Origin of the sequence: Psychrobacter sp. DM8 (assembly GCF_051307025.1) — a bacterium.
GTDB lineage: Bacteria > Pseudomonadota > Gammaproteobacteria > Pseudomonadales > Moraxellaceae > Psychrobacter.
Genome location: NZ_CP195538.1, coordinates 2,714,813 through 2,732,703, shown reverse-complemented (window position 1 = coordinate 2,732,703; position 17,891 = coordinate 2,714,813). Strand labels below are relative to the sequence as shown.

Below are 17,891 nucleotides of genomic sequence, written 5' to 3'. Positions count from 1 at the left end.
ATCAGGCAATAAACCTCTAGTAGTATCTATCAAATAAAGTTGGTTACACTATACGCTTAGCTAAAATGAACTTATTCATAAACCATCTTATTACGACTTTGAAAGTGTAAACTTTGAGACAACTAACGCTAAAAAGAACAGGATCGCTAGTATCAAAACAATCGACAGTCCTGTCTGTATATCGAGCCATATGCTGCCCCAAACGCCCAGTGTAACGCCTACTTGCGCAATGATGAGTGACAAGATAACCATTTGCTTGGGCGTTGCTGACCATAGGCGCGCGGTTAATGCTGGCAATACCAATAAACCGCTAATTAACAGGCTACCGACCGCTTGCAAGGCAATAGCGCAAAACCCTGCTAATAATCCCATAAAGAATAAGCGCTGGCGAGTAGGGTTAATGCCTTGAATGCGAGCGAGTGCTTCGTGTGTTGCCAGCTTAATTTGGGCAGGCCAGATATAGCTAAGTAGCGCAAGTCCAATAACGACGCTACCGCCAATCACAGGTAAATCACGCCAATCAAGCTCCAGCAAATTACCAAATAAGAATCCTAATACATTGGCCTGCTGATCGGTCATTTGAGTCAGCGTCAGCAGCCCCAAGCATAGTAGCGATACTGCAACTACTGCTAGTACCGCATCCACTGGCAAGCGCTCATCATCAATGAGCACCAACCCTATAACGACTAGCACACTCACCAGAGCAATACCTACGCCCATAGGCAGCTGCCACAGCACCGCAAGCGCTACGCCAAGCAAGGTACCATGCGCTAAGGCATCAGCAAAGAATGCCATACGCCGCCATAGCACTAAGCAACCGAGCGGCGCTGACAAGAGCGCTAATATACTACCAGCAATCCAAGCAGGAGCAATAATGGCCAACCAAGCAGTCATAAGCGATGTCCATTAATAAGGGGTAAGTAGTTTTAAAAAGGTATTTTAAATACAAAAAACACTACATCTCATGCGGAGCGTGATGCTCACAAGCATGTGGTTTGTGCACATAAGGCTGCTCGTAATGATGACCAAAGAGTCTTTGAAATTCAGTAGTAACCGCAAGCTCGCTAGGCTGACCCTCACAGCAAATGTGCTTATTGAGGCAAATGACCCGCCTGCTGCCTTTCATTACCCAATGCAAATCATGCGAGACCACTAGCATAGCGCAGCGCAAAAAATCTGGCAGCTCATCGATAAATTGATAGAGCCAAACCTCTGTCTCTGGATCAAGACCTTGCATCGGCTCATCTAATATCAGCAAATTGGGCTTATCAAGCAAAGCGCGCGCCAATAATACGCGCTGAGTTTCGCCACCAGATAAATTACGCATCTGCCGCGTCAGCAAAGACGTCAAGGACAAATTATCAAAAATAAAGTCACGCTGCGTAGGTGTCAGGCGTTTTTTGTCAGCTTGTGCCAGCAGATCTTGTACCCGTAGCGGCAGTATAGGCGGCACTGAAAAACGCTGCGGCACATAGCTTAGCTGCAGCGGCTGATGCGCGGTAATATGACCATGAGTAGGCGTAATGAGACCCAAGATGAGCTTGACTAAGGTGGACTTGCCAGCGCCGTTAGGCCCGATCAAACTCACAGTTTCGTTCACGGCGATGTCGATAGTGATATCAGATAACAACCGCAGCTGATCGATATCGTAGCTGACGCTGTTTAAGCTTAATAGCTTTTGGTCACTCATAGGGGTTGTTGTCTTCTTATGATTGGGTTTATGAATAATTCAATAGTGATTATCACTGGCAATCTGAGCAGCGGCCACTGAGCTCAATGACGCTACGAGTGACGCTAAAGCCGACATCTTGCTCAGCAAAACTCATTATCTCTTGCACCGGCAAGCTGCTGCACTCTTGCACTCGCAGACAAGTATCACAAATCAAAAATGCGGCGGTATGCTGCGCTCGCGGATGACAACAAGGCACATAGGCATTAATAGAGGTTAACTGATGGATAAGACCTTGCTCAAGTAAAAACTCTAAACTGCGATAAACCGTAGGTGGTGCAACATTTTTACTTGTTGATGGGTTTTGATTGACTGAGGTATCAGACTCAGACGAGCGCCTATGCTGCAACTGAGTGATGAGATCATAAGCACCTACTGGTTTATTGGCTTGCAATACCAGCTCATATATCTGCTCACGCAGCGGCGTAAAGCGTACCGAGCGCTTGCGGCATTGCTCTTTAGCTGCATTTATGCGTGCTGCGATATCAGATACTGTAAAATCCTGTACATCGTGTGGATGCATGCAAGTTGTCACAATACCAACTCCTAAGTCAGTTTGATGTTTTAAGGTAGCGTTCTTTATTGTTATAGTATAACATAATGAAAATTAGAAGCTAATCGCTTTTTTGGCTGTCTTTGTGCTACTTAGTTTTTGATATAGTCAGTTCAAAGTAAAATTGTCATAAATTTAGACGAGCTACTGGTATAAATTTTACTGGCGTGCTATTACCTTTCAACGCTGCGCAACTTCACGTAAAAATAGCATCCCAGCAGCGCTATATCATTTTTAGAGTAAATCAACTATAGCTACTTTTGCGATAGCCCAGACTTTTATAGGATTGCAATATGAGTACGTTTTTTTTAACTATTAGACGGATTAATTTTTTCATTGTACATAAATCTTTAGCTAGTGTACTAAGAACGTTCTCTCAGCTGGCTAAGCGTTATTTTTTCGCTACCGCTATAATGATGCTTGGATTTATGGCAATAAGCGTACAAGCTGCTACAGTCGCAGTCAGTAATTATCCGCTATTTTTACTAAGCCAAGCGGTAACCGCAGGCGCGCCGCCTGCCAAGCAGCTGCTACAAGCAGGGGAGGTCGGTCATCACGGCAGTATCAGTCCGCGCGATATAAAAGCCATTCAAGACAGCAAATTTGTGGTTTGGTTTGGCGAGCCTCTAGAGAATAATTTGGCCAGCAGCTTAAATAGTGCACCCAATGCCATTGCGCTTTTTAAATTTGATGCTTTTAAGCGTTATCCGCTACGTGATGCGCAAGCCAAATCTATCCCTAATACTTTAGACCCCCATATTTGGCTTGATCCGCAAAATGCCAAAGCGATCACGCGCGCCTTAGCCGTCATACATAGCCACGCCAATCCGCAGTACAAGAATCTATATCAGGCCAATGCGCAAAAATTCGCTCAACGTATGGATAGGGCAGTGGCAAGCGTACAATCAGGCTCAAAAACCACTCAACCGTATTGGGCGTATCATGATGCATATCATTATATCGAGAATAGCTTAAACCTACAGCTCGTCGGTAGTCTAACAACCGATCATCACCTGTCACCAAAGGCCAGTCAGTTGCGTAAGTTGAACGAGCAGCGCCCTAACTCGACTATGTGCCTAGTCACTCAAAGCGATCCTGCCAAAGGCTTACTCGCCAAACTCCAACCAGTCAAAACGACGGTGCAAGCAGAAGACATGAGCAGCAGTACAGACTTTGTTATAGGTTGGCAACAAATGGCGGAGCAGATGCGCCGTTGTATTGATTAATTGCTGTAACGGCTTGATGGCCTAGCTGTTGTAGCAGTCAAACAGTGGAGCACAGCGTTTATCTTGCCAAAGTAACGCATGGTTATTACAATAAGCGGCTGATACAAGGCAAGTGATGTTTTATAGAAAAGTCATACCGTTTAAATAAGCACGATACTCTACTTAGTAAGACTCTACTTAGCAAGGTAACTAATGACCCAGCCTGCCAAACGCAATCAAAAAGATCAGATAGGGCGCCATATCAAACGTCAAGTTTGGATACTGCTGATTTTGATTATTCTAGCTTGGCTGTTAGATATCGTTTGGCTACGAAGCGATCTTTTGATCGTTCAAGGAGTAGCTCTTGGTGCAGTCCTAAGTTTTGCAACTCAAATGATCTTTACCTTGTTTGTGTTTAGGCATACTGGATTTCGTGCGCGTGAGCATATTGTTAGACAGCTTTACCGCGGTCAGGCGGTCAAATGGGTATTGACGGCCTTTGGCTTTGCTTTAATCTTTATACTTATAAAACCGTTGTCAGCGCCTGCACTATTTGCAGGCTTTATTGTTATGCAAATGAGCTACAATTGGATGCTGGTACGACTAAACTAACTAGTACGTTTGTACTGATAAGTTAATATCTAACGAGATACCAATTAGGCGCTAGATACTCGCAGTAATGTTGGTATTTATTTTGAAAATGTTGTAAAATCTAACAAATATTTAGCAGTTATAAAGTACTTACAAATAATATTTATCGCTTTATTATCGCTGTACCCTCACATTTATATACGTTCCCTATCACAATCAAGTATTTATCACAAACAAAAAGTTCACAATTTGCTTTACATGAATACAACGCTGCATTACTATATGCAGCTAAATATTTTGCTTAGGCGCATGTCTCTAATATAGACAAAGCAGACGCAAAATATCTATGTGTAGGTCTCAAGGGCTGGTAATGTTTACTCATAAGCCCTTTTTTGATAGCTAGAATTTATAAAACTGTATCAAAATCAGATATTTACATAGGTGCTACTTACTTAGGTGCTACGGGTTGGATGTTATCTGCTAAGTGATTTAAGTTGAACCTAAATCAAACCACTTAACAGATGACAACTATATTTTTGGTAGTTGATTAAATCGTTGATTAATAAGAAGCTTACATTATGGCATCCGAACAAACATCATCAGAATATATCTCTCACCATTTAACGCATTGGACGTATGGCTATCTGCCTGGGGAGGGCTGGAAAGTTGCTTACAGCGCAGAAGAAGCTGGGCAGATGGGCTTTAATGCCATTCATCTTGACTCTATGCTATGGTCAATCGGTCTAGGTATTTTGTTCTGTGTCATGTTTTGGATGGTGGCTAAAAAAGTCACCTCAGGTGTTCCTAGCAAAACTCAAGCAGCGGTTGAACTGATCGTTGAGTTTGTGGACAACAACGTTCGTGACTCTTATAGCGGTACCTCAAAACTGATTGCGCCACTGGCTTTGACTATCTTTGTCTGGATCTTTTTGATGAACTTGATGGACTTAGTGCCCATTGACTTTATCCCGTCTCTAGCAGGGCAAGTTGGTGCGGCGATGGGCTATGACCCACATCATGTCTTCTTCAAAATCGTACCAACAACTGATCCTAATATTACGCTAGGTATGTCATTTGCAGTCTTTGCTTTGATTATTTACTACAGTATTAAAGCCAAAGGCGTTGGCGGATTTATTGGTGAATTGACGCTACATCCCTTTAGTGCCAAAAACCCAATCGTACAAATTATTTTAATCCCAATCAACTTTATCCTCGAGTTTGTTACTTTGATTGCAAAGCCTGTGTCACTAGGTTTGCGACTCTTTGGTAACATGTATGCTGGTGAGTTGATCTTTATTCTGATTGCGCTGATGCCGTTTTGGATTCAGTGGGCGCTGTCAGTACCGTGGGCTATCTTCCACATCTTAATCATTACCCTTCAAGCGTTCGTATTTATGATGTTGACAATCGTTTATATGTCACTTGCATCATCAACTGAACATTAATTTTTCTATAGGTAAAAGAGGATACATCAATGGATCCAGTATTAGCAGTATTAAACGGCTACACGGTTATCGCAGTAGCACTTCTTATCGGTCTAGGTGCACTAGGTACAGGTATTGGCTTTGCAATTTTAGGTGGTAAGTTCCTAGAAGGCGTTGCCCGTCAGCCAGAGCTTGGTTCACAATTGCAAACTCGTATGTTCATCGTCGCAGGTCTACTTGATGCGATTCCAATGATCGGTGTTGGTATTGCTATGCTATTGTTATTTGCAAGCCCTCTAGCAGGTTAATCAGAAAGCTCAGTTGTAAATGTTTGGCTTTTGATATTGGTAAGCTCAGTAGATCGTCAAAACTAGTAGACTTATAAGAGCCAAACATGATCAATGAAACTGATTTTTCATTAACAAAGAGGTGATCACGTGAATATCAATTTTACTATCGTCGGTCAGGCTATCTCTTTTGCAATTTTTGTAATTTTCTGCATGAAGTTCGTATGGCCACCGCTTATCGGTGCTATCAACGAGCGACAACGCAAAATTGCTGATGGCTTAAATGCCGCAGAAAAAGCAAAAGCAGATTTGGCTTCCGCAGAGCAAGACGTCGAGCAAGAGCTTAATCTTGCAAAGACTAAAGCAGCTGCCTTGATAGAGCAAGCGAACAAAAGCGCCAACCAGCTCGTTGAAGATGCAAAAACACAAGCCCAAGTGGAAGGTGAGCGCATCCGTCAGCAAGCACAAGCGGCCATCGACCAAGAGATCAATCAGGCGCGTGAATCACTACGTGCTCAAGTGGCTGAACTTTCTGTACTTGGTGCCGAAAAGATTCTGCAAGATAGAGTCGATGCACAAAAACATGCCAGCATGTTAGAACAACTGGCGGCGAAGCTGTAACTGTGAGGATATAATGGCTGACTTATCAACCTTAGCACGACCCTACGCAAAAGCGGCGTTTGACTATGCCAATGATAACGGTGCGGTCAACGAGTGGGAAGACTTCCTGTTTGTTGCTAGCACCATTGTCCATGACAAATCGTTTCACGCCTTGCTAGAGAACCCAGCTGTTACGGCTGAGCACAAGTCAGCCGCTTTAATCGATCTTTACGATACACAAGTAGCTGGCGCAAGCGACTCTGCCCTAAAGCAATTACTAGGTGAGAGTAAAGGCACACGTTACGATAGCAGCACAAGCTACCCTAAAGTATCTCTCGCGCTTAGCAACTTTATAAATCAGTTAGCGCAGCAAGAGCGTCTGGCACTGCTTCCTGAAGTTTATGAGCACTATCGTCGCCATAAAGCACTCAGCTTAAAGCAACTTGACGCCTATGTGACTTCTGCCTACCCACTGACTGACGCGCAGCGTGAAATGTTCCAATCGCGCCTTGCAGCATCACTAAATGCAAGCGTAGTGATTCACGAAACGGTCGACCCTAGTCTCTTGGCAGGCGCTACAATCAAAGTCGGTGACAAGATTATCGACGATTCTATGCGCGGTAAGTTACAACAGTTAAAAACACAGCTAATGGCTTAGTATGTTTGTAGGTACCAACCGATTGAGTTTGGGCCTCAAGGGACGTATTTGAGTCAATAGGCGAGTTATCATAAATTAAAGGAAACAAGGCAATGCAACAATTGAATCCAGCGGAAATCAGTAATCTGATTAAGCAGCGTATTCAAGACCTTGATGCAGGTGCAACTGCAAAAAATGAAGGCACAATTGTCAAAGTATCTGACGGTATTGTGCAGATTCATGGTCTTGAAGATGCCATGTACGGCGAAATGATTGAGTTTGAAGGCGAAATCTACGGAATGGCGCTTAACTTAGAGCGTGATTCTGTTGGCGCAGTCGTGCTTGGTGACTTCCTAAAACTACAAGAAGGTCAAAAAGCCTATTGTACTGGTCGTATTTTAGAAGTACCAGTAGGTCCTGAGTTGCTCGGCCGTGTTGTTGATGCCTTGGGTAATCCTATTGATGGCAAAGGTCCTATCAATGCCAAGATGACGGATAAAGTCGAAAAAATCGCCCCAGGCGTTATCGACCGTCAATCCGTAGATCAGCCAGTAATGACCGGTTATAAAGCCGTTGACACCATGATTCCAATCGGTCGTGGTCAGCGTGAGCTTATCATTGGTGACCGTCAGACGGGTAAAACCGCGATGGCTATCGATGCGATCATCGCTCAGAAATCCTCTGGTATTAAGTGTGTCTATGTCGCTATCGGTCAAAAACGCTCGACGATTGCGAACGTTGTACGTAAGCTTGAGCAAACAGGCGCGCTAGAATATACCACGGTTGTTGTTGCATCAGCTTCAGAGCCTGCAGCGCTACAGTACATTGCGCCGTACTCAGGTTGTACGATGGGTGAGTACTTCCGTGACCGCGGTGAAGATGCACTGATTGTATTTGATGACTTATCAAAGCAGGCAGTCGCTTATCGTCAAATTTCACTACTATTACGTCGTCCACCAGGCCGCGAAGCCTATCCAGGTGATGTCTTCTATTTACATTCACGCCTGCTTGAGCGTGCATCACGCGTCAACGCGGATTATGTAGAGAAGTTCACCAATGGTGAAGTCGTTGGCAAAACTGGGTCTTTGACTGCTCTACCTATTATTGAAACCCAAGCCGGTGACGTCTCAGCATTCGTACCGACTAATGTGATTTCAATTACTGATGGTCAGATCTTCTTAGAGTCAAGCCTATTTAACTCAGGTATCCGTCCTGCAGTGAACGCTGGTATCTCGGTATCACGTGTTGGTGGCGCCGCTCAGACTAAGATCATTAAGAAACTCTCTGGTGGTATCCGTACCGCTCTTGCTCAGTATCGTGAACTTGCAGCCTTTGCTCAGTTTGCCTCTGATCTTGATGACGCCACACGCGAGCAGCTTGATCATGGTGAACGTGTTACAGAACTTATGAAGCAAAAGCAGTATCAGCCGATGTCAATCTCTGAGCAAGCGGCCGTTATCTATGCTTCTAACGAAGGATACTTATCGGATGTGCCTGTAGAGAAGATCGGTGCATTTGAAGAAGCTTACTTGCGTTATTTGCATGATGAGAAAAGTGACTTGATGAACGAAATTGATGACACTGCAAACTACAATGATGATATTGCTTCTCGCTTGAAGGTTGCAGTTGAGACTTTTAAACAAAACCACAGTTACTAATTAATTAGCGACTAAGTTAATAAAACTAAGTTAATAAAACTAAGTTAACGGGTTAGGCTGATTTGGTTGGTTGTATCAAGCGATGCAGCCAACTTCATATGACTATATTGTGCTACAAAATGCTAAGATACTGTTTATAAGTAACTTAATTATAAACATAGCATTGACGATATATCGTTATATTTGCTAATGCTTTTAACCCATTTATATTGGAATCATTATGGCAAGCTTAAAAGAAATACGTGCCAAAGTCACCAGTATTAAAAGCACCCAGAAGATTACTCGCGCCATGCAAATGGTCGCTGCAAGTAAGATGCGCCGTGCTCAAGAGCGCATGGACGTAGGTCGCCCGTATGCTGACAGTATGCGCCGGGTTATCTCACATTTAGTACATGCCTCATCAGATTACAAACACCCTTATATGGTCTCGCGTCCCGTTGAAAAAGTGGGATACATCGTCATTACCTCTGATCGTGGTCTTGCTGGTGGTTTGAACATTAACTTGTTCAAAGCGTTATCTAAAAGTATTCAAGAGTATCAAAATCAGTCTGTACAGGCCGAGTTTGCAGTCATTGGCGCAAAAGGCGTCAGTTTCTTCAAAAACTTTGGCGGTAAAGTAACTTCAGCGGTGACTGATTACGGTGACAAGCCTACTTTTGAGCAGATCAACTCTCCAGTACAAGCGATGCTTGATGATTATAGCAATGGCAAAATAGATCGCATTTATGTGGTTTATAATAAGTTTGTCAATGCGATGACGCAAAAGCCGACGATCAATCAACTGGTACCTCTACCAGAGGGCTCGTTTGGGGATGAAGAGAGCGGTATACAAACAGAGCTAAGCTGGGATTATATTTACGAGCCTGACATCAAAACTTTGATTGATGATCTGCTTGGTCGCTACATTGAGTCAATTGTTTATCAAGCAGTTATGGAAAACGTGGCCTCCGAGCAATCCTCACGTATGGTTGCGATGAAAGCGGCGACAGATAATGCTGGCGACTTAATTAACGATTTACAGTTGGTTTATAACAAGCTGCGTCAAGCGGCGATTACCCGAGAGATCTCGGAAATCGTTGGCGGTGCTGCCGCTGTTTCATAAGTGAAACCCTTTATAAAACCTACTATATACAGAAGTTCAAGGAGAACGCAATGAGTAGCGGTCGTATTGTACAGATTATTGGCGCGGTTCTCGACGTTGAGTTCAACCGTGACGAAGTACCCTCAATCTACGATGCTTTGCAAGTAGACGGTACTGAAACCACTTTAGAAGTCCAGCAGCAGCTGGGTGATGGTATCGTACGTACCATCGCAATGGGTTCAACCGAAGGCCTTAAGCGTAACTTGCCAGTGACAAACACTGGTGGTCCGATTGCTGTACCTGTAGGTATTGGTACTTTGGGCCGTATTATGGATGTTCTTGGTCGTCCTATCGATGAAGAAGGCCCAGTTGCAGCCGATGAGCGCTGGTCTATTCACCGTGAAGCGCCAAGCTATGCGGATCAGTCAAACAGTACTGAATTGCTAGAGACGGGTATCAAGGTTATTGATTTACTTTGCCCGTTTGCTAAAGGGGGTAAAGTTGGTCTGTTTGGTGGTGCCGGCGTTGGTAAAACGGTCAACATGATGGAGCTGATTAACAACATCGCTCTAAAGCATGAAGGTCTATCAGTATTTGCTGGTGTTGGTGAGCGTACTCGTGAAGGTAATGACTTTTATCACGAGATGCAAGAAGCGGGCGTTGTCAACGTTGAGGACTTTAGCAAATCTAAAGTTGCGATGGTATACGGTCAGATGAATGAGCCACCGGGTAACCGTCTACGTGTTGCACTGTCAGGCCTGACTATGGCTGAGTACTTCCGTGATACCAAAGATCCTGCTACTGGCAAAGGTCGTGACGTCTTATTGTTCGTTGATAATATCTACCGCTATACGCTAGCGGGTACAGAAGTCTCTGCACTACTAGGCCGTATGCCATCAGCGGTTGGTTATCAGCCAACACTTGCTGAAGAGATGGGTCTACTTCAAGAACGTATTACCTCAACGCAATCAGGTTCGATTACATCTGTTCAAGCCGTTTATGTTCCAGCGGATGACTTGACGGATCCTTCACCTGCAACGACATTTGCTCACTTAGATGCAACCGTCGTACTAAGCCGTGATATTGCCTCACAAGGTATCTATCCTGCTGTTGATCCACTAGATTCAACCTCGCGTCAGCTTGATCCACAAGTCATTGGTGAAGAGCATTATAATGTCGCTCGTGGCGTGCAGGAAGTCTTGCAGCGCTATAAAGAGCTCAAAGACATCATCGCTATCTTAGGTATGGATGAGCTATCAGAAGAAGATAAGCTAGTGGTTTACCGCGCTCGTAAGATTCAGCGCTTCTTATCACAGCCCTTCCACGTAGCTGAAGTCTTTACTGGTGCACCTGGTAAGTATGTTTCATTACGCGATACTATTGCGAGCTTTAAGGCTATTATCGCAGGTGAGTATGATGATCTTCCAGAGCAAGCCTTCTATATGGCTGGTGGTATCGATGAAGTAGTGGCAAAAGCTGAAAAAATGAAGTCTTCTGCTGCATAATCTACTTTAGACTATGAGTGAGTAGGGAGATTGACTACTCACTTATCAAGTAGCTACTTTTATAATAAGGAATTAGGTATGGCAACATTACAATGCCGCGTCGTAAGCGCTCGTGAAGAGTTATACTCAGGCGATATCAGTATGCTAATCGCAACGGGTATTGAAGGCGAGATTGGTGTATTGCCAGGTCATACGCCACTGATTACTTTATTAAAGCCAGGTCCGATGCGCGTACAAGCGGCAAATGGCGAAGAAGAAGTTATCTACGTCTCAGGCGGCGTACTTGAGATTCAGCCAAAAATGGTTACTGTACTAGCTGATACGGCTATGCGTGCAAATAACCTTGATGAGAGCAAAATCGTTGAAGCTCGCAAAAAGGCAGAGCAAATGCTAGTGAATCAATCTGATACGGTGCAAACCAATGCAGCTTTGGCATCATTAGCAGAATCAGTAGCACAGCTACAAACGATTCGTAAATTTAAGAATCGCGTCTAGTATTCTTATTAATAAAAAACAGTCCACTATGGGCTGTTTTTTTTGTCTAAAGTTTATGCAGCCTTGTCATAAAATAAAAGATATGGTTTGTACTGAATTTTTAATGACAACTATTAGTACAAAAATAGTTAAAATCATATTGAATCTGCCATTATATGAAGTGTCTTAAAGTCTTCACAAGTTATTGTCTTGTCGTAGGTATCAAGGTTTGTATCTGCGCATCACTAATAGTTAGATTATAAAATGATAAATAAGACAACAAGGCTCGCGCTAGGTTATAAATAAATTAATCTTGGACGTTAACTAAAATTTTAATAGGTATTATTTATAGGTTTTGTTAACGTCTATAAGCTATAGTATAGGAAGCTTAGAGTTTGGTAGTATACTGTGCTACCACACTTGCAATACTTAAACTAAGATAAGTCAAGCCGCTTTATTGGCATTTAATTTTGATCATTTACCATTTTTAATTTAGATGTATTAGAGGACACCAAAATGACCACGAATGAAGAAGACAACACCCCGCGAATTTTGATCGTTGAGGATGATGAGCGTCTGGCCATGCTGACCCAAGACTATTTGGTCAAAAATGGCTTGGAAGTCGCTATAGAAACAGACGGGAATCGCGCTATTCGCCGTATCGTCAATGAACAACCAGATCTAGTAGTACTCGATGTGATGCTACCAGGTAGTGATGGCTTGACGGTATGCCGTGAAGTACGTCCGCATTATCAAAATCCTATCTTGATGCTAACCGCTCGTACTGAGGATATGGATCAAGTATTGGGTCTTGAGATGGGCGCCGATGATTACGTTGCCAAACCTGCTCAGCCTCGTGTATTGCTTGCGCGTATTCGTGCGCTACTGCGCCGCTCAGAGAATGCGCCATCAGAGGATGTGCCGCAGCGCCTTGAGTTTGGTGAATTGGTTATAGACAATGGCGGACGTTCGGTTACCCTAAGTGATGAGTTGGTTGACTTTACTAGTGCTGAATATGATTTGCTATGGCTATTGGCTTCTAATGCAGGTCGTATCTTGTCTCGCGAGGATATCTTTGAGCGTCTGCGCGGTATTGAGTATGATGGTCAAGATAGATCTATCGATGTTCGCATCTCGCGTATTCGTCCAAAAATCGGCGATGATCCTGAAAACCCAAAACGTATCAAAACCGTTCGAAGCAAAGGCTATCTATTCGTAAAAGAAGGCAACTAGTTGGTTAAACTTATAGTAGCTTTCAACAAAAAACCAGCGTCAAGCTGGTTTTTTTATGGCACAGGTTTTAATTTTTAAACTTATTTATCTGATTATATGGTTTAATTAGCGATGATTGTGGGTAGTAGATCAGCATTTATCGTTTTGCTCCGTTATCTAAGTTTGATTGTCAGTAGTTGTATTGGTGTTTAACAGTTATTAGCGCCTTAGTATTTATCTCGATTTATAATGAGTGGTCATCGCACGTATGTCATTAGTTTCTTCTTTAAAGCATAGTATTTTTGTACGTATTTACGCCGGTCTTTTGATAGTCTGTTTGTGCGTGGCGTTATTTGCGCAGCTGCTCATGGATACTATTAATAAAGAGCGCGTACAGTCTTATCGCGAAGATATGGCAACAGGCGCTTTTTATCTTATTAGCGAAGGCATAGATCATCAAAAGGATGAGATACAACGAGACTATTGGCTCTCTGACGCCAGTAGTTTATTTGGCACTACTTTTAAAATAGTACCTATTGATACTATTGATTTTAATTCAAATGAGCTGCGCCGCCTCGATGATATTCAGACTATCGTGCGTTATAACAATCAACCGACTTATGCAGATATCTATCACAAGCTACCAGATGGTAGCGGTGTTTTGACCGCGAGGGTATCGCAAGTTACTGAGCAGCAAGTGCGTGCGATAGCAGTGTTTTTGTTAGATGATTTGTCTTATTACACGACTCTTTCTGAGAAGCGTGCGCGCCTAAACGTTTTGGAAGAAAAGTTTCCTTTTCCTTTGAGTTTTCAAGGTGTCAATGCGCTTGATTTAGATAGCGATCAGATGGCACGCCTTAGCCGTGATGAAGTCGTTATTTTATTGCAAGATACCAATAATAGCCAAAGTAACTCTTCAATCAAGATTGTTGTACCCTCTGAAATTAATGATATGGCGATTTTGATAGGGCCAGTACCGCTGTTTAATTGGTTCCCGCTCAATCTAATTGTTAGTATGGTTTTGATCAGTATGTTTTTGATAAGCCTTGGGGTCTATGCTCTAATTTTCCCACTTGAGCGCAAGTTGCAACTGATTCAAGTCGGGGTCAACGAGGTTAGTCAGGGCAACCTAGATATTCAAGTGCAAGTGATCGGTCAAGATGAGATTGCACGGCTATCAGCGACATTTAACGCGATGACTGAACATATCAAGCGTCTTATTGAATCACAACGGGAGTTGACTCGCGCCGTCTCTCATGAGCTGCGTACGCCTGTTGCACGTATTCGTTTTGCAGTCGATATGCTAGCTGATACCGAGGATGAAGATTCGCGGTTTATGCAGCGTGATTATATCGATGAAGACATTGAGTCTCTAAACGGCTTGATTGATGAGATTTTGACTTATGCAAAACTAGAGGAGGGCTCACCCAAACTAGATCTTGAACCTGTTAATCTCAAAGAGCTCGTAGAGCAGATCGTACGAGAGACCAATGCGCTGGGCAAAGACATCAAAGTCGTCGGGAATCCGCCGAGCAGTAAAATCACAGCTATTGCTGATCGCCGCTATTTACACCGCGTGATTCAAAACTTAGCAGGTAATGCCCTGCGTTATGCGGAGACAACGATTACCATCAGTGCAGGTGTCAAAAAAGGCGATGCTTTTGTCAGCGTCGAGGACGATGGACAAGGCATTCCAGAGGCCGATCGCGAAAAGGTGTTTATTCCTTTTGCACGCCTAGATGATAGCCGTACGCGCGCCTCAGGAGGCTATGGTTTGGGTCTATCTATCGTATCGCGCATTGCTTTTTGGTTTAGTGGTAGTATGAGTGTGGATGAAAGCCCAGAGCTTGGCGGCGCCCGCTTTGTGATGACTTGGCCAATCAAGCCACTCACTCAGACGATCGCCGCCGATCAAATCACGCAAGAAAAAAGCGACCGTACTTTTGAGAGCTAAATAAAACGCAAAGATTCATCTGAAACATTAAGGCTTGAACAACAAGGCTTGAACAACAAGGCTTGAAAATCGACGCTTGAACCTGAAGGCTTGGATAAAAAGGAGATTAACTATGCCTTATCTATTTGGTGGCTTGGTATTATTAAATGCGCTCACGCTCGGCTACTTTTTATTTGTCAAGCAGCCTACAACGACCCAAAGTTTGCAAGAGGCTCAGGCGCAGATTACGCAGCCTTTAGCCTTTACCAATAGCGCAAAATACATTCCACCGCCTATCGGCAGCAAAGAGTAGAGAGAATCTACTGCTAGTAGAGCTGTTTACTTTTAGAGCTATTTACTTTGTGTCCTCTGCTGTCTCAGTTGACGCGCGCTCATCCCCAGTAACTTTTGAGATGAGAGGTATACGTATACAGACCTGCAAGCCGCCCTCAGGATGATTGATGGCTTCAACCGTACCATGATGTAAGCGGGCGATTCGATTGACAATCGCCAAACCCAGTCCACTACCTTGAGTGGTACGCGCCGTTTCACCGCGCTCAAACGGCTGCATAATGCGCTCTAATTGATCCTCGGCCACGCCGTCGCCGCAGTCTCGTACGCATATTACCAGCTGCTCTTGGGCCTCTGTATTGATTTCGCTCTCACTGACAACATCCGCATCCTCTACTACAGCCGTCTCTATAAAGGTCGGCACGACTGTCGCTGAGAGGTATATAGGCGGCTTGCCATAACGTTTGGCGTTGTTGACCAGATTGATAACTAAGCGCTTGATAGAAAGAGGTCTGACCGGCACCTGCTTATGACATTGTGATTCATAGATAAAGCGCATAGGGGCGAATTGAACCATCACTTCATTAAATATCGTATCTAGATTCGTCAAACGCACAGGTTCATCAGAACCATCTTTCATATAAGAGATGAACTGCTCTAAGATAGCGTCCATATCCTCGACATCATAGATAAGACCTTCCCGAAAAAAGTCATCAGGTAGCATCTCAGCGGTCAGGCGCATACGGGTCAGCGGCGTGCGCAAGTCATGAGAGATGCCAGCTAGCATAATCGTACGCTCTTTTTGCGCTTGACTTAGAGTAGTAAACAGACGATTAAACGCTGTGTTGACCTGCCTGATTTCAGTAGGGCCAGTAGTTGTTGGCAAAGTAGTAGCGTGACCTAGACGAATGTAGTTAGTCGCGGCACGTTGCAAATAGCGCAGTGGCCGGTTGAGCTGCTGCACTAGTAAGATAATAGTCAGTAGGGTCAATATCGGCAGACCAATCAAAAATAGGATCAAAAGTGCAGGACTATATTGCGAATAGTAAACGACTGGCTCACGAATCCAAAAGCTCTTGTCGCCGCTGTCTTGCACCCAAAGCTGCGGTGTTGGTTTGAATTTAAAGTACACCTCTACAGGTCGACCCAATTGAGCACCAATCTCACTTGATAGAACATCGGTAAATAAGCCTACAAATATTTTGTCCTCAACCTCTGGAAAATCATTGGGGCTGTCAACCACTACGACGTGTGAGTGCTGATAGATCCATTGACGCACCCTAGGGTCATCTCGCCAGTCCTCACGCGCGCCATTCATAAGACGCAGCTCACTGGTCAAATAGCGGGCGTGGTTTTTAAGCTCTGGCAAATATAGACTACGCCAAAAAAACAAAATCGTCAGGCCAACACTAATGAGCACAATAAAGGCAACGACTAGGGTAGTCAGCCAACTGTTTGAATAAGAGCGTTCAAGCCAGCTTTTGCGGCGCGGCATAGGGGGTGTAGTCATAACCATTTTCGGCATTTTTGATAAGGATTATAAAGTATAGTGCAATAGCGCAAGTGACGCTACGAGAACCCTCTGCCATTGCCCCTAAAAAGAGTTTGCAAAGTCAAAGGTTACGATGATAAATCATATATAACAGGGCACAGATAAAGCGGTATAAACTACTGTTATTAAATAAAAATAGTTTATGTTTTCAACATACGAAGTCTATGATATAATTGTGCCCTTTTTGGTATACCTGCGAAAGAGAGAATTCACATGGTTGTTATTCGTTTAGCACGGGGCGGTGCCAAGAAACGCCCATTTTATCAAGTAGTCGTTGCTGATCAACGCCGCGCGCGTGATGGCCGCTACATTGAAAACATCGGCTTTTTTAACCCGCTCGCTAAAGAGTCAGAAGAAGCGGTACGTTTGAACATGGAAGCGTACAATGCTTGGATCGAAAAAGGTGCACAACCTTCAGATCGCGTGGCTTCTTTAGCAAAAGCTTACAACAAGTCTGCTAATACCGAAGCAACAGCTTAAGTTTTAGCTATTGTTTTGATTTAGTAATGGCTTAATTTTACCTTTGGGATAAATTAAGTAGCGCAGCTGGCATGACCAGTAAGCGCGATTAGTTGTTTATTATTGTTTTGTTTATTGGTTATAGCTACTGTCAGGTCAACCGTTATGTCTACGCCTACTGCTGATACGCTCATGAAAATCGGCCAACTCAAAAAGCCTTATGGCATTAAAGGCTGGCTTTGGGTATTTAGTGATACGGATGAACGTACGGCGATATTTGATATGCAGCCGTGGTGGATGAAAACAGCCGCTGGCATGAAGCCTTTGACCGTAAAAGCTTGGCGCGAACAGGGATCGGGGCTTGTGGCTCAGTTTGAGCAAGTCCCTGATCGCAATGTTGCTGAAACGATGAATGGTGTTACCCTTTGGGTTGAGCAAAATGTGTTGCCTGAGACGAGTGATGACGAGCATTACTGGTCAGATCTAGTTGGTTTAAGGGTAACTAACGAGCAGAACGAATATCTGGGTGATATCGCTGAGATGTTCGAAACTGGTGCTCATGACATCATGCGTGTTGCAGCAACATCGGCTAGCTTAGATAGTGAAGAGCGCTTGATACCTTGGCACAAACAGACGGTATTACAGGTCGATACGACTGCCAAAACCGTTGTTGTGGCTTGGCCAAGTGATTACTAACTCA

At 43.9% G+C, this 17,891-nt stretch carries 19 protein-coding genes; 15 read left to right on the top strand and 4 right to left on the bottom strand.

Going from position 1 to position 17,891, the window contains the following annotated elements; translation table 11 throughout:
- Positions 1-90: 90 nt before the first annotated feature.
- The 3 genes from ACR64J_RS11715 to ACR64J_RS11705 all read right to left on the bottom strand — a co-directional run bounded on the left by ACR64J_RS11715 (position 91) and on the right by ACR64J_RS11705 (position 2,252).
- Complete coding sequence (locus tag ACR64J_RS11715) at positions 91-894, bottom strand: metal ABC transporter permease (protein ID WP_435949810.1); 804 nt, start codon at positions 892-894, stop codon at positions 91-93.
- 61 nt (positions 895-955) lie between these two features.
- Positions 956-1,690: a metal ABC transporter ATP-binding protein gene (locus tag ACR64J_RS11710; RefSeq protein WP_435949809.1), complete on the bottom strand. Its 735-nt coding sequence runs from the start codon at positions 1,688-1,690 to the stop codon at positions 956-958.
- Between the two features lie 52 nt (positions 1,691-1,742).
- On the bottom strand, positions 1,743-2,252 hold the full coding sequence (locus ACR64J_RS11705; protein WP_435951074.1) for a transcriptional repressor: 510 nt from the start codon (positions 2,250-2,252) through the stop codon (positions 1,743-1,745).
- A 458-nt stretch (positions 2,253-2,710) separates the two neighbouring features.
- Here ACR64J_RS11705 and ACR64J_RS11700 point away from each other — a divergent pair, with 458 nt between their 5' ends.
- The 13 genes from ACR64J_RS11700 (at position 2,711) to ACR64J_RS11640 (ending at position 15,202) form a co-directional block, all read left to right on the top strand.
- The gene (locus ACR64J_RS11700) at positions 2,711-3,508 is read left to right on the top strand and encodes a metal ABC transporter solute-binding protein, Zn/Mn family (protein ID WP_435949808.1); all 798 of its coding nucleotides are present in this window, start codon (positions 2,711-2,713) and stop codon (positions 3,506-3,508) included.
- A gap of 192 nt (positions 3,509-3,700) precedes the next feature.
- Positions 3,701-4,099: an ATP synthase subunit I gene (locus ACR64J_RS11695; protein ID WP_435949807.1), complete on the top strand. Its 399-nt coding sequence runs from the start codon at positions 3,701-3,703 to the stop codon at positions 4,097-4,099.
- Between the two features lie 557 nt (positions 4,100-4,656).
- Positions 4,657-5,523: a F0F1 ATP synthase subunit A gene (atpB, locus tag ACR64J_RS11690; RefSeq protein ID WP_317200038.1), complete on the top strand. Its 867-nt coding sequence runs from the start codon at positions 4,657-4,659 to the stop codon at positions 5,521-5,523.
- A gap of 29 nt (positions 5,524-5,552) precedes the next feature.
- On the top strand, positions 5,553-5,810 hold the full coding sequence (gene atpE, locus ACR64J_RS11685) for a F0F1 ATP synthase subunit C (RefSeq protein ID WP_317200039.1): 258 nt from the start codon (positions 5,553-5,555) through the stop codon (positions 5,808-5,810).
- Between the two features lie 129 nt (positions 5,811-5,939).
- A complete protein-coding gene (locus ACR64J_RS11680; protein WP_317200040.1) occupies positions 5,940-6,410 on the top strand; it encodes a F0F1 ATP synthase subunit B in 471 nt (156 codons plus the stop codon).
- Between the two features lie 13 nt (positions 6,411-6,423).
- Positions 6,424-7,047: a F0F1 ATP synthase subunit delta gene (locus ACR64J_RS11675; protein ID WP_435949806.1), complete on the top strand. Its 624-nt coding sequence runs from the start codon at positions 6,424-6,426 to the stop codon at positions 7,045-7,047.
- Positions 7,048-7,139: 92 nt separating this feature from the next.
- Positions 7,140-8,684, top strand: a complete 1,545-nt coding sequence (gene atpA / locus ACR64J_RS11670) for a F0F1 ATP synthase subunit alpha (RefSeq protein WP_317200042.1) — start codon at positions 7,140-7,142, stop codon at positions 8,682-8,684.
- A gap of 220 nt (positions 8,685-8,904) precedes the next feature.
- Positions 8,905-9,786, top strand: coding sequence for a F0F1 ATP synthase subunit gamma (gene atpG, locus ACR64J_RS11665; RefSeq protein WP_317200043.1), 882 nt, complete (start codon positions 8,905-8,907; stop codon positions 9,784-9,786).
- 50 nt (positions 9,787-9,836) lie between these two features.
- Positions 9,837-11,270 (top strand): F0F1 ATP synthase subunit beta, encoded by a 1,434-nt coding sequence (gene atpD, locus ACR64J_RS11660; protein ID WP_317200044.1) that lies wholly within the window; start codon positions 9,837-9,839, stop codon positions 11,268-11,270.
- 78 nt (positions 11,271-11,348) lie between these two features.
- Complete coding sequence (locus tag ACR64J_RS11655; RefSeq protein WP_435949805.1) at positions 11,349-11,765, top strand: F0F1 ATP synthase subunit epsilon; 417 nt, start codon at positions 11,349-11,351, stop codon at positions 11,763-11,765.
- Between the two features lie 495 nt (positions 11,766-12,260).
- Positions 12,261-12,977 carry a response regulator gene (locus ACR64J_RS11650; RefSeq protein ID WP_317200046.1) on the top strand — a complete coding sequence of 239 codons (717 nt, stop codon included), beginning with the start codon at positions 12,261-12,263 and terminating at the stop codon, positions 12,975-12,977.
- Positions 12,978-13,224: 247 nt separating this feature from the next.
- Positions 13,225-14,910 (top strand): ATP-binding protein, encoded by a 1,686-nt coding sequence (locus ACR64J_RS11645; RefSeq protein ID WP_317200047.1) that lies wholly within the window; start codon positions 13,225-13,227, stop codon positions 14,908-14,910.
- A gap of 112 nt (positions 14,911-15,022) precedes the next feature.
- Complete coding sequence (locus ACR64J_RS11640; protein WP_435949804.1) at positions 15,023-15,202, top strand: hypothetical protein; 180 nt, start codon at positions 15,023-15,025, stop codon at positions 15,200-15,202.
- 42 nt (positions 15,203-15,244) lie between these two features.
- Here ACR64J_RS11640 and ACR64J_RS11635 read toward each other — a convergent pair whose 3' ends face one another.
- Entirely contained in the window at positions 15,245-16,690 is a 1,446-nt protein-coding gene (locus tag ACR64J_RS11635) for an ATP-binding protein (RefSeq protein WP_317200049.1), read from the bottom strand.
- A 255-nt stretch (positions 16,691-16,945) separates the two neighbouring features.
- Here ACR64J_RS11635 and rpsP point away from each other — a divergent pair, with 255 nt between their 5' ends.
- Both rpsP and rimM read left to right on the top strand, forming a co-directional pair.
- Complete coding sequence (gene rpsP, locus ACR64J_RS11630) at positions 16,946-17,212, top strand: 30S ribosomal protein S16 (protein WP_317200050.1); 267 nt, start codon at positions 16,946-16,948, stop codon at positions 17,210-17,212.
- A 144-nt stretch (positions 17,213-17,356) separates the two neighbouring features.
- On the top strand, positions 17,357-17,887 hold the full coding sequence (rimM, locus tag ACR64J_RS11625; protein WP_317200051.1) for a ribosome maturation factor RimM: 531 nt from the start codon (positions 17,357-17,359) through the stop codon (positions 17,885-17,887).
- The last annotated feature ends 4 nt before the right edge of the window (positions 17,888-17,891 follow it).